The organism is Sphingomonas sp. (genome assembly GCF_048595155.1).
Taxonomy (GTDB): domain Bacteria; phylum Pseudomonadota; class Alphaproteobacteria; order Sphingomonadales; family Sphingomonadaceae; genus Sphingomonas_I.
Genome location: NZ_JBMDXN010000055.1, coordinates 92,432 through 104,218 on the forward strand (window position 1 = coordinate 92,432; position 11,787 = coordinate 104,218).

Consider the following 11,787-nt stretch of genomic DNA (forward strand, 5'->3'; position numbering starts at 1 on the left):
CAACATGGCGCCCGGTTGCCGCCTCTCATCACCGGCCGTAGGGCGCCAGGAGCAGGAGGGCGGAACGCAATGGCAATTCTCGTGACGGGCGTGGCAGGCTTTATCGGCAGCCATGTTGCCCACAGACTGCTGGCCCGGGGCGACACCGTGATCGGCATCGACAATCTCAACGATTATTATGCCGTCAGCCTGAAGCGGGACCGGCTGGCCACCCTCGACCAGGCCCATCCTGGCGCCTTCCGCTTCCTCCACTGCGACTTCACCGACGCTGGCGACCTGGCGGCACAGCTGGCCGGCCAGCCGATCGAGACCATCATCCACCTCGGCGCTCAGGCCGGCGTCCGCTATAGTATCGAGAACCCGGCCGCTTATGTTCATACGAACCTGGTCGGACACGCCAATATGCTCGAACTCGCGCGCGCACGCGCTGTCCGCCACATGGTCTATGCCTCCTCCTCCTCGGTCTACGGCGGCAACACGAAACTCCCCTTCTCGGTCGAGGATCGCGTGGATCATCCGCTTTCGCTCTACGCCGCGACGAAAAAGGCGGATGAGCTGATCAGCGAAGCATATTCGCACCTTTTCCGCTTGCCGCAGACGGGGCTGCGCTTCTTCACCGTCTACGGCCCCTGGGGACGGCCCGACATGGCGATGTGGATCTTCACCAAGGCGATCCTCGCCGGACGCCCCATCCAGCTTTTCAACCAGGGCAAGATGCGGCGCGACTTCACCTATATTGACGATATCGTCACCGGCGTCATCGCGTCGCACGATCATCCCCCCGTCGACGACGGCGAGATCAAAGCCGGCGGCAGCCTCGCCCCCCACCGCGTCTACAATATCGGTAACCATCGGTCCGAGGAGCTGACCAAGGTCGTGGAGCTGATCGAGGCGGCCTGCGGACGCCCGGCGCAGATCGAGTTGGCGCCGATACAGGCCGGAGATGTTGCCGAGACCTTCGCCGATATCTCAGCGATCCAGCAGGAGCTCGGCTTCGCACCGACGACGGCGATCGATGTCGGCGTTCCTAACTTCGTGCGCTGGTACATGGCATACCACGCCAGCTGATCTGCCTCAGAGCGACCATCGGCCGATCTCCGGCCGCAGCGTGACGTCGCGCCAAAGCCCCTTCAGATCGGCCACCATCCCCTGCTCGGCCACCATCGCCTCGATCTGGGCCGCCGCAAGATGCTGATAGTCCTCATGCGCGACCGCGGCGATAATGAGATCATGCCGGGCCGCGTCAAGCGACGGGAGCAGCGCAATCCCGTAATGTTCCTTGGCCTCGACCGGATCGGCGCGCGGATCGTGGCAGCGTACCTCGTGCCCGAGCACCTCGAGGCGGCGGATCAGGCCGATGACGCGGCTGTTGCGCAGATCGGGGACATTCTCCTTGAACGTCAGGCCGAGGACGAGGATCCGGCCGATGCGACCGTCGAGCGCTGCATGGAGCCGATCGGCAACCCATGCGCCCATCCCGTCGTTGATCGCGCGGCCGGCGAGGATGACCTCCGGCTGATGCCCTAATTGCTGGGCGCGGAAGCTCAGATAATAAGGATCGACGCCAATGCAGTGACCGCCGACCAGTCCGGGCTGGAACGGCAGAAAATTCCATTTGGTCCGCGCGGCATCGAGGACATCCCAGATCGAGATATCGAGCTGCGCGAAGATCTGCGTGACCTCATTCATGAAGGCGATGTTGATATCGCGCTGCGCATTCTCGATGACCTTGGCGGCCTCCGCCACCCGGATCGAAGCAGCACGAAACACGCCGCCCTGGGTGACACTGGAATAGAGATCCGCCAATCGGTCGGTCACGTCTGGGGTTTGTCCCGCGACCACCTTGGTAATGCGTTCGATCGTGTGGGTGCGGTCGCCGGGATTGATCCGCTCGGGGCTGTAGCCCAGGAAGAAATCGCGTCCGGCAACCAGCCCGGATTCTTCGGCGAGGATCGGTGCACAGACATCCTCGGTGACGCCCGGATAGACCGTGCTCTCATAAACGATGATCGGGCGACGCGCGGCAACGAGCAGCCGCCCGACGGTGCGCGAGGCGGCGATCAGGGCACTAAGATCGGGCCGATTGTCCGCATCCACAGGCGTCGGGACGGTGACGATATAGACATCGGCACCCGCTGCCTCGGCCGGATCCGACGCATAGGCAAGCGCCGAGGCGGCCAATGCATCCGGCGCCACCTCGCCAGTGCGATCCCGTCCGGATCGCAGCTCGGCGATCCGCCGGTCGTCGATATCGAGGCCGAGCACGCTGAAGCTGCGCGCCAGCGCAACCGCGAGCGGTAGGCCAACATAGCCGAGCCCCACCACGACGATCCGCCCGTCACTGTTCGGTCCGCTGTTCAAGCCGCTCCCCCCTGCCGGCCATGCCCGCAGCGCCCGTGCCGCTGCGAATCCCTGGCGCCCCGGTCTCGTTTCCTTGCACCTCGACCGTCGCGAAGCTAGCCGCCAGCGTTGGACAGGCTAAATCGGTCTGACGTTAAGCGGGAGGCACTCCGACAGCCATGGGCAAGCCTGCGGTCCTCTACATCAGCTATGATGGCATGCTGGAGCCGCTCGGCCAGAGCCAGGTGATCGCCTATCTCGACAAGCTGTCGCCTTGCTTCGCCTTCGATCTCGTCAGCTTCGAAAAGGCACATGACTGGCGCGACCGGGTCCGCCGCAAGGCGATGGCGGAGCGGCTGCGTGCGGCCGGGATACGCTGGCATCCGCTGCGCTACCACAAGGCGCCGACCGTGCCGGCCACCGCCTATGACGTCGCGCGCGGCACCGCGCTTGCAATCGCGATCGCGCTCCGACGACGGACCCGGATCGTCCATGCCCGTAGCTATCTTCCCGCTTTGATCGGGCTGCAGGTCAAGCGGCTGACCGGCGCCAAGCTGCTGTTCGACATGCGCGGCTTCTGGGGCGACGAACGCGTCGATGCCGGCCTGTGGGATGCGAGCGGCAGGATCTACCGGCAGGTGAAAGCCCTGGAGCAGCGTCTGCTGCTCGCGTCGGACGCGATCGTGACGCTGACGCACGCGTCTGTCGCGGTGATACGAAGCTTCCCCTATCTCGCCGGGCGCTCGCTCCGGTTGCGCGTCATACCGACGTGCGCGGATCTGGACCGGTTTGCGCCCCGGCCTGAGGCGCTGCCGGAGCCACTCACGCTCGGCTATGTCGGCTCGGTCGGCACCTGGTATCTGTTCGATGAGGTCCTCGAATGTTTCCGGCTGCTGCAGGCGCGCCGCCCGGACGCACGATTGCTGATCGTCAACCGGGACGAACATGGCTTCATTCGCGAGAGGCTCGCGGCGCATGGTGCCACCTCGTCCAGCATCGAGCTGATTGCCGCAGGTCATGGCGAGATGCCGGGGATCATCGCCCGCATGTCCGCCGGCGCCGCGATCATCGCCCCTTTCTACTCGAAGATCGCCAGCGCACCGACCAAGCTTGCCGAATATCTCGGCTGCGGCATTCCCTGCCTCGGCAATGTCGGCGTCGGTGACATGGCGCAGATCCTGGAAGGCGAAGCGGTCGGCGCGGCCTTGCAGGACTATACCCCCGCCGCCCGGAGCGAAGCGGTCGATCGGCTGCTCGCGCTGCTCGCGGACCCAGCGACGCCCGCCCGATGCCGCGCCACCGCCGAGCGCCTGTTCTCGCTCGAAGGCGGAGCAGCGGAATATCGGGCGGCATATGAGGAGCTGCTGGCGTGACGGATCGACGGCGGATGCTGGTGCTCTGCCCGTTCCCGCAGGGCGTCGCGGCCGGACAGCGGCTCAAATATGAACAATATCTCGACGACTGGCGCTCTGCCGGCTGGGAGGTTGTCGTCTCGCCTTTCCTCGATCTGCAGACCTGGCAAATTCTGTACGAGAAGGGTCATATCCTGGCCAAGGTCACGGGTGTTGCGCGCGGCCATGCCCGTCGCTTGCGGGATCTGGCGCGTATCCGCAGCTTCGACCTCGTCTACGTCTTCATGTGGGTCACGCCCTTTGGAACCACCGCGCTCGAGCGCGCGGTGCGGCGCCTCGCGCCGAAACTCGTCTATGATGCGGAGGATAATATCCTCCTGCCGGTCCACCCTGCTGGCGACGATCCGCCCAATCCGATAACCCGCTTCCTCAAGCGCCCGGCGAAACCCCGCTACCTCATCCGACATGCGGACCATGTCATCGTGGCCTCGCCGCTGCTTGAAGCGCGCTACCGCGCGCTCAATGCGCACCATGCCTGCAGCTGCATACCGCCCTCGATCGACGCGGCCAAGTTCGTTCCTTCCGAACGAGCACGCCGGTCGGTCCCCGTCATCGGCTGGACCGGAACCTTCAGCTCGCGGCCCTATCTCGATCTGCTGCGCGACGTCTTCACCCGATTGGCGCAGCGCCGGCGCTTCCGCCTCCGCGTGATCGGCAATTTCGACTATGCGCTGCCCGGAATCGACCTGGAGGTCGTACGATGGACGGCCGCACGCGAGGTCGAGGATCTGCAGGCGATCGATATCGGCATCTATCCCTTGCCGGATAACGAATGGTCAGCAGGAAAGGCCAATCTGAAGCCGATCCAATATATGGGCGTCGGGCTGCCGACCGTGGCAAGCGCAGCGGGCGCGACCGCGCGGGTCGTGCGCGATGGCATCACCGGGCTGCTGGTCGCGTCCGACGACGAGTGGGTCAGCGCGCTGGAGCGGCTGATCGACGACGTGCCCTTGCGTGCCCGCCTCGGCGCACAGGCGCGTGCCGACGTGGTCGCGCATTATTCCACAGCCGCGATCGCGGCACGATATCGCGCCATCCTGGCATCGGTAGCAGCAGGCTAACGATCCCGGTTCGGCCACCGCGCCGCCTGATCGTGCTGCCACGCCTGCAGCATCAGTACAGGCCATAGTCGCTCGCTGGCGTCAGTGCGGCGAGCAAGATGATCGGCCCAGCTTTTCCGGATCGGGACCGGGTCGATCATGGGTGGCAGCGTGCGCAGCAGCTCCTCGGTCCAGTCGCGCAGATCGGTCCGCAACCAGTCGCCGAGCGGCATCGCGAAACCCGCCTTCGGCCGCTCGAACAAGGCCGGCGCGATCATCGTCGACAGAAGGTCCCGCAGGATGCGCTTGCCGCCGCCCGCGCCGATCTTGGCGGCAAGCGGCAGACGCGTCGCGATCCGTGCGACCTCATGATCGAGAAAGGGCATCCGCCCCTCCAACCCGACCGCCATCGTCGCGCGATCGACCTTCACCAAAATGTCGTCGGGCAGATAGGACAAGGTGTCGGCCGCCATCAGGCGGGTTTCGAGCGGAAGATTTGGAGAAAGCAGCGCCGGCGCCGGGCCGACAGCGTCCGCGATCGGATGTTGGGCGCCCGTCCAGCGATCGAGGAAGCGCTGCACGAACCGCTCGAAATCGTCGCTCTGGCGCGCCGCCTGCAGCAGATGACGGACTTTGTCGCCCAGGAAATCGGGGCGCTTGCGTCCCGAGGAAATTCGTCCCGCGAGGTTCCACACGCTGCCCGGGATGGTCGCAAGGGGCCGCAGCGCCGGTCGGAGCGAAGGCGGCAGAGCGCTCAGGCGGCGCCACGTACGGGGAAGCGCCCGATGCCGGTTATAGCCGCCAAACAGTTCGTCGCCCCCATCGCCCGACAGTGCGACCGTCACTGCCCCGCGCGCAAAGCGGCTGAGGAGACAGGTGGGGATCTGGGAATGATCGCCAAACGGCTCGTCATAATGAAGCGGCAGGCCGGGGATGACCTCCCGCGCGTCGGCCGCCGTCACGTAGAGCTCATGATGATCGGTGCCGAGCGCCGCCGCCACCGCGCGCGCATAGGGCGCCTCATCAAAGCCTTGTTCGGCAAAGCCGATGGAAAAGGTCTGGACCGGCGCCGAAGAGGCGCGCGCGGCAAGTGCGGTGATGAGCGACGAATCGATCCCGCCAGAGAGGAAGGTGCCGATCGGGACGTCCGCCACAAGCTGCCCGGCGACCGCCTCGGACAGGCTTGGCTCCAGCTGCGACAATCCTGCGCGATAGTCCGTAATCGGATCGGCAGCGCCCGCCGCCGCCTCCGCGGCAAAATCATAATAGCAGGTCTCGACCGGCGCGCCTGCGCGGTCGAGCGTGAGGATCGTGCCCGGCCGCAGCTTCGACACGCCCGCATAGATGCTGAGCGGCGCCGGGATATAGCCGAGGCTGAGAAGCTGGCCGACGGCTCTGAGGTCCGCGTCGGCCCGGAAGCCGGGCAGCGTGCGCAGCGCCCCAAGCTGCGACGCAAAGGCAAAGCCGCCGTCGATGAAGCCGTAATAGAGCGGCTTCTCACCGAAGCGGTCGCGGGCGAGTTGCAGTCGCTGCGTGCGCTGATCCCATAAAGCGAGTGCCCACATGCCGCGTGCTCGGCGCAGCGTCGCCTCCAGCCCCCAGGCCGTGATGGCGGCAAGCAGGGTTTCGGTGTCCGAATGTCCGCGCCAGGCAGGCGCCTCTCCTTGCCGGGCAAGTTCGGCGCGCAACGCCGCATGGTTATAAATCTCGCCATTGAAGGCGAGAACGAAACGCGCATCCGCGCTCGTCATCGGCTGGTGTCCAGCCGCGGTGAGATCGAGGATGGCGAGCCTGGTGTGGCCGATCAACGTCATCCGATCGCCGGACAGCCAGTGCCCCTGATCGTCCGGTCCCCGGTGCCGGAGGGCCGCGATCGCCCCTGCGAGCATGCCTTCCGCGAGCGGCGCAGTCGACAGGAGGCCGACGAGTCCGCACATCAGCGGTCTCCCCCAGCCTGGCGGAGGAGCTGGTCCCAGCGGGCTGCACTTGCCGCGATGTCGTAACAGGCGGCGACATGGGCCGCGCCGCGCCGCGCTACGGTACGGCTGGCCTGAGGGTCGGCATGGATGGCCGCGAGGGCGTCGGCGATCGCGCGCGGCTCAGCGGGTGGCACGAGAAACGCACCATCGCTGTCGCCCACGAGCTCGAGAAATCCGTCGACCGCCGTCAACACGGTCGGCACGCGCATCGCCAATGCCTCGGCCGCAGCCAGGCCAAAGCCTTCGCGCAACGAGAGAAGCGCAACCGCGTCGGCCGCGGCCATCAGCGGGAAGAGGCGCTGCTGGGCGAGGTTGCCGGTGAATGTCACCGACTGCTCCAGTCCGAGCATCCGCGTTCGGGCCTCCAGATCCGCTCGATCGGGACCGTCGCCGCAGCAGATCACACGGACCGGGCAGGGCAGTTCGCGTGCCAGGATGGCCGTCGCCGCGAGCAGGTCCACATGGCGTTTGAGCGGCACCAGTCGCGCCGGGTTCACGATCAGGAAGGCGTGCTCCTCGACGTCCCAGGCACGGCGCAGCGCAGGAGCTGCGGTGTGCGCGGAGAGTGTCTCGATATGCGCCAGGTCGATGCCATTATGCGCGACCTCGATAGTCTTCCAGCCATGGCGCCCTGCCCATTGGTGCGCGGCACCATGCGACACTGCGACCTTCATGCTCGCTCCGGCGAGCAGGTGGCGTTCCAGCGCGACGGAGACTTTATCCTTGAGCCTGCTCGGCGCGTCGCCGCGCCCCTGATTGTGCAGGGTGATGACACTCGCTGCGCCGCGGATGGCAAGCTGCACCAGCCGCGCATGGAGATTGCCCATCCATAGATGGCCCCAGAAGAGGTTGAACCGGCCGCTGCGGGCGAGCGCGTAGACACGACGAACACTGTCCACGCTGATGCTCTGACCCGGCGCATGGAGGAGATGAAGCGGCACGCCCGCCTCGCGAAACGGAGATTGCAGGTCATCCGGCCAGTCGAACAAGGCCGCGATCTCGACGTCCACGCCGCGCCGTCGCATCATGGGGAGGAGAGACGCCAGAAACTGTTCGGCGCCACCGCCCGACCCCACCGTGTCGATGAGGCAAAGCGTGCGGGCAGTGGTCATAAAGAGGAGTTAGTCTATATCGGACGGCATGGGGAAGGGATCGAATCGTGCCGGTGGGGACATGCTGCACAGCGACCCCGACACAGGGTCTCGATCAACCGACAATCAACAAACCTATTCGCGCGACGATGTCGTCGATCATTATGTCCGCGCCAGTGAACTCATGCCGGCCGAGCGCTATCTTTTCCCGAAATATGTACAGGCCGGTCTTGCGGTCCTCGATGTGGGGGTCGGAGGCGGGCGGACCACCCCCTATCTGGCGCCGCAAGCAAGCCGCTATCTCGGGATCGACTATGCCGCGGCCATGGTAGAGGCCTGCCGCCGCAGATTTCCCGATCTGGAATTTGCGGTCGGAGACGCGACGCACCTGGAGGGTCTGGCCGACGCGCAGTTCGATATCGCCATCTTCTCGTTCAACGGGATCGATTCCATCGCAACCGACGAGGCGCGGATAGCCGCGCTCGCCGAGCTCAAACGTGTCGTGCGCCCAAGCGGACACATCATCATCTCGTCCCACAATGCGCGTCTGCTCGCGCCCTTTCCGAACTTCGAAGGCGCAACCCCGGCGCGCAAGATCTGGCGCATCGCACGCGCTTTTGCGCGTACCATGGTGATAGCCCCCCGCGCGCTCATGAGCGGCACCTTCCGGAAAGGGCATGGCTATATCAGCGATCGCCGTCACGGCGGCCTGCGCAACCATGTCTCGAGCCCCGCGTCGGTGGCTCGCGACGCGCAGGCGGCCGGCCTGCGCATCGTGGAGCGCGTCGGCGGCCTGCATCCGCGTCGCCTGCCCGCGATCATGAACCCCTGGGACACCTATGTCCTCGCGCGACGCTGACGACGCTGTCCCGCCGGACAGGTATCAATCGATCTTCTTCTCGCCCAAGTGGCAGCATGTCCGATATCTCGGCTGGCGGCCTGCACGTACGGAAACCAAGCGTGTCGCCATTCTCGAACGGCACAATGGGCCGCTCGTCCGTCGGCTGCTCCTGTCCGAGGCAAACGACCCGGCGGAGCTCGCAGCCGTTCTCGTGGGAGATGGCGGGCTGCTGCGCGAGACGATTGTTCACGACTTCACCGGCGCGGACAGCGTCGGCGCGCTCCTGCTGCAGCGCGGGTATCATGAACTCGGGTCCGACGAGCGTCTCCTAAACATCGCCACGTTCGTGATCGATTTGCGGCAGGACGAAGATGCACTGCATCGCGCGCTCTCCACCGAGGCCAGGCGAATGATCCGGCGCGCGCAGCAGGCCGGCCTGCTCTTCGAAGACGCGGGCGAGGCAGCGCTCGGCGGCTTTCACCAGGCGCATGAGGCGCTGGCGACAGAGCGGAACCTACGCCGTCTCGACCAGGGACTGGTGCGAACCATGGTGCGTGATGGCGCGGCGCGGCTCTTTACCGTACGCACAGGCAGTTCGTGTGTCGCTTTCGCGCTGATCTATCTGGCGGATCGCAGCGCCTTCTACCTGCACGGCGCAGCAACCAGCCGGCGTGACGGCATCGGCTATTTCCTGCAGTGGCACAGCATGCTCGCGCTCCGACGCGATGGCATCGCCTGGTATGACCTGGGGGGCGTGCCGACGCTCGATCGCGGCAATGGCATCCACCATTTCAAGCGTGAGTTTGGCGGCCAGCTGGTGCTGCTCGGCCGGGAATATGGCAAGAGCAGCGGGCTTTTCCGCATCGCGCGCCGTGTCAAAGGCACGGCGCGATGACCGCGAAGCGCCTCCTCTTCCGCCTGCTTGAAGCAAGCGGCATCAACCGTTTGATGCGCGCCCGGCATGCGGGCCAGATCCGTGTCTTGCTCTATCACAATGTGACGCCTGGCCGGCGGCATTTCTCTAACGCGCTAGCGCCTGAGGAATTCGAGCAACATGTCGCCTGGCTCCGCCGGCATTGCAATATCGCGTGGATCGACCAGACCGGCAACTGGCACAATCTGGCCACGGACCGGCTGAACGTGCTGCTCACCTTCGACGACGGGTTCGTCAACAATGTCACGCACGTTCTGCCGATCCTCACGCGCGCCGGCACCCGCGCGACCTTTTTTCTCATCGGCTCGCTGCTGGCGGAGGGCGGACGCCCGTGGTTTGCAGACCGGCCGGACCTGGATCCAGCCGAGGACGAACCGCTCCGCTCCGTCACGGCAGAGGCCGCGCGATCGCTGATCGACGCCGGTATGACGATCGGCAATCACAGCTTGGCGCATGACGACTACCGCACCTTCTCGGTCGACGAGGCCTGGGCCGACGCAACGCGCGCAGGCACGCTGATCGAGCAGCAGATTGGCGTCAGAACGCAGCTCTTCGCCTTTCCGTGGGGCTTCCATCGGCCCGGTCAGGCCCGCGCAATCGGGCGTAGCCATCGGCGCATATTCTTCACAGACTGCGGCTTCGCCACTCCGGACGATCGCTTCATAGCGCGCAATGCCGTTGCTGACCTTGACCATCTGAAGGTCATCGTCTCGGGAACGCTCGATGCCATGCTCGCGCGGCGCGATCGAACCGCGGCGGCGCCTTTACGAAAACGGGCGCGATGAGCGCGCAACCTTCGCTTCTGCGGCAGCTTTGCCAGGCCTTCCTGTCGCTCGGTGCTCTCAATCTGCTGGGCGCGGCGCTGACCTTCGCCGTCGGCATCTTGCTCGCCCGCAATCTCGGACCCACCGGCTATGGCAGCTACGCGTTGGCGCTTTCCCTCGCGACCCTGGCGGGGCTTGGCGCCGAACTGGGGCTGAACGTCCTCACGCTGCGCGAGTTCGCCGCCGCGCGGGGTACCGGCTCCTTCGCCGCGGCGCGTGGTCTCCGGGCTTGGTCGACCGCCGTGATCCTGATCCTATCCGCCTTGATCTATGGGCTGTTCCTCGCACTTGTGCCACTGCTCGAGAGGCTGTGCAGCCCGGCCTTGATCGAGACTTTGCGCTGGGGGCTGCTCCTCATCCCGTTCCTCGGGATCGGCAAAGTGCATGCGGCGGCCTTGCTGTCGCTCGGACGCGCGATCGCCGGCCAGGGCCCGATCCTGATCCTTCGGCCGGCCGTGTTCGCGGCCCTCCTGTTGACGGCGTCGTTGGTGCAGCCACAGCTGACCGCGACACAGGCAATGGGGTTGCAACTGGCCGCGACCGCAGCCGCAACGCTCACCAGCCTTGGCTTCTATCGCAGCCTGAGCGCGGTGGTGCGGTCCGAGCCGCCGATGTTCCGCACAGCGGCGTGGTTGCGGGCATGCCTGCCGATGGCGCTGTCGGAAGGTCTGCGGCTGGTGCAGTCGCAACTTGGCATGCTGGCCGTGGGCGCTTTCTCCACGATTACCGCGGCTGGCTTGTACCGCGTCGCGGACGCGTCGGCGGCGGTTTGCCTGCTGCCACTCTCGATCGTCGCGCTCGCCATCTCGCCGGCTATTTCGCGCGCGCACGCCCAGGGCGACCGGACGCAATTGCAAGCTGTGCTCAATATCGTCGCCGCCGGTCAATTGATCGTGGTGGGAGTGGCCGCATTGCCTTTGCTTGTGTTCGGCGAGCCGCTCCTGGCCTGGGCGTTCGGACCGCAGTTCGGCCAGGCGCATCGCGCCCTCTCGCTGCTCCTGCTGGGCGCCATCATGGCCGCGCTGCTTGGCCCGGCGCCGTCAATCGGCAATATGATGGGTCATGAGCGCGCGGTAACAGCCGGCACGGCGATCGCCGTGATCGTGCAGCTGATGCTCAGTGGCCTCCTGGTACCGTCATTGGGGGCGGCGGGCGCCGCTGTCGCGCTGGGGGTGGGGCAATGCGTCTGGAGCGGGTATATCGCGATCATCATCCGGCTGAGGACCGGGCTCGATACGACCATTTTCGCGGTCCGGCCCGCCGGGCTGCGGCAGGCTGTCGCGCTGCTTGCGGCCCCGGCATCGCCCCGGCAGCAGCAGGCCTGAG

General features: G+C 66.1%; 10 protein-coding genes. 7 read left to right on the top strand and 3 right to left on the bottom strand.

The features are described from left to right. Positions 1 to 69: 69 nt before the first annotated feature. Positions 70 to 1,068 carry an NAD-dependent epimerase/dehydratase family protein gene (locus ACOJSI_RS09100; RefSeq protein ID WP_420137953.1) on the top strand — a complete coding sequence of 333 codons (999 nt, stop codon included), beginning with the start codon at positions 70 to 72 and terminating at the stop codon, positions 1,066 to 1,068. Positions 1,069 to 1,074: 6 nt separating this feature from the next. On the opposite strand, the gene ACOJSI_RS09105 is transcribed toward ACOJSI_RS09100, so the two are convergent. Further along, positions 1,075 to 2,361 (bottom strand): nucleotide sugar dehydrogenase, encoded by a 1,287-nt coding sequence (locus ACOJSI_RS09105; RefSeq protein ID WP_420137954.1) that lies wholly within the window; start codon positions 2,359 to 2,361, stop codon positions 1,075 to 1,077. A 158-nt stretch (positions 2,362 to 2,519) separates the two neighbouring features. On the opposite strand from ACOJSI_RS09105, the gene ACOJSI_RS09110 reads away from it, so the two are divergent. Both ACOJSI_RS09110 and ACOJSI_RS09115 read left to right on the top strand, forming a co-directional pair. Beyond that, the gene (locus ACOJSI_RS09110) at positions 2,520 to 3,713 is read left to right on the top strand and encodes a hypothetical protein (RefSeq protein ID WP_420137955.1); all 1,194 of its coding nucleotides are present in this window, start codon (positions 2,520 to 2,522) and stop codon (positions 3,711 to 3,713) included. Further along, positions 3,710 to 4,813 (top strand): glycosyltransferase family 4 protein, encoded by a 1,104-nt coding sequence (locus tag ACOJSI_RS09115; RefSeq protein ID WP_420137956.1) that lies wholly within the window; start codon positions 3,710 to 3,712, stop codon positions 4,811 to 4,813. The genes ACOJSI_RS09110 and ACOJSI_RS09115 overlap by 4 nt, the downstream gene beginning before the upstream one ends. Here the strand turns inward: ACOJSI_RS09115 and asnB are convergent. Beyond that, a complete protein-coding gene (gene asnB, locus ACOJSI_RS09120) occupies positions 4,810 to 6,729 on the bottom strand; it encodes an asparagine synthase (glutamine-hydrolyzing) (protein WP_420137957.1) in 1,920 nt (639 codons plus the stop codon). The two genes, ACOJSI_RS09115 and asnB, sit on opposite strands and share 4 nt — an antisense overlap. Beyond that, complete coding sequence (locus ACOJSI_RS09125) at positions 6,729 to 7,883, bottom strand: glycosyltransferase family 4 protein (RefSeq protein ID WP_420137958.1); 1,155 nt, start codon at positions 7,881 to 7,883, stop codon at positions 6,729 to 6,731. The genes asnB and ACOJSI_RS09125 overlap by 1 nt, the downstream gene beginning before the upstream one ends. A gap of 28 nt (positions 7,884 to 7,911) precedes the next feature. Here ACOJSI_RS09125 and ACOJSI_RS09130 point away from each other — a divergent pair, with 28 nt between their 5' ends. From ACOJSI_RS09130 to ACOJSI_RS09145, 4 genes are read left to right on the top strand one after another with little or no spacing between them, the layout of a single operon-like run. After that, positions 7,912 to 8,721, top strand: a complete 810-nt coding sequence (locus ACOJSI_RS09130) for a class I SAM-dependent methyltransferase (RefSeq protein ID WP_420137959.1) — start codon at positions 7,912 to 7,914, stop codon at positions 8,719 to 8,721. Continuing rightward, complete coding sequence (locus tag ACOJSI_RS09135) at positions 8,702 to 9,598, top strand: GNAT family N-acetyltransferase (RefSeq protein WP_420137960.1); 897 nt, start codon at positions 8,702 to 8,704, stop codon at positions 9,596 to 9,598. The genes ACOJSI_RS09130 and ACOJSI_RS09135 overlap by 20 nt, the downstream gene beginning before the upstream one ends. After that, positions 9,595 to 10,422, top strand: a complete 828-nt coding sequence (locus tag ACOJSI_RS09140; protein WP_420137961.1) for a polysaccharide deacetylase family protein — start codon at positions 9,595 to 9,597, stop codon at positions 10,420 to 10,422. Before ACOJSI_RS09135 ends, ACOJSI_RS09140 begins: the two co-directional genes overlap by 4 nt. Beyond that, positions 10,419 to 11,786, top strand: a complete 1,368-nt coding sequence (locus ACOJSI_RS09145) for a polysaccharide biosynthesis C-terminal domain-containing protein (RefSeq protein ID WP_420137962.1) — start codon at positions 10,419 to 10,421, stop codon at positions 11,784 to 11,786. Before ACOJSI_RS09140 ends, ACOJSI_RS09145 begins: the two co-directional genes overlap by 4 nt. Position 11,787: the final 1 nt, after the last annotated feature.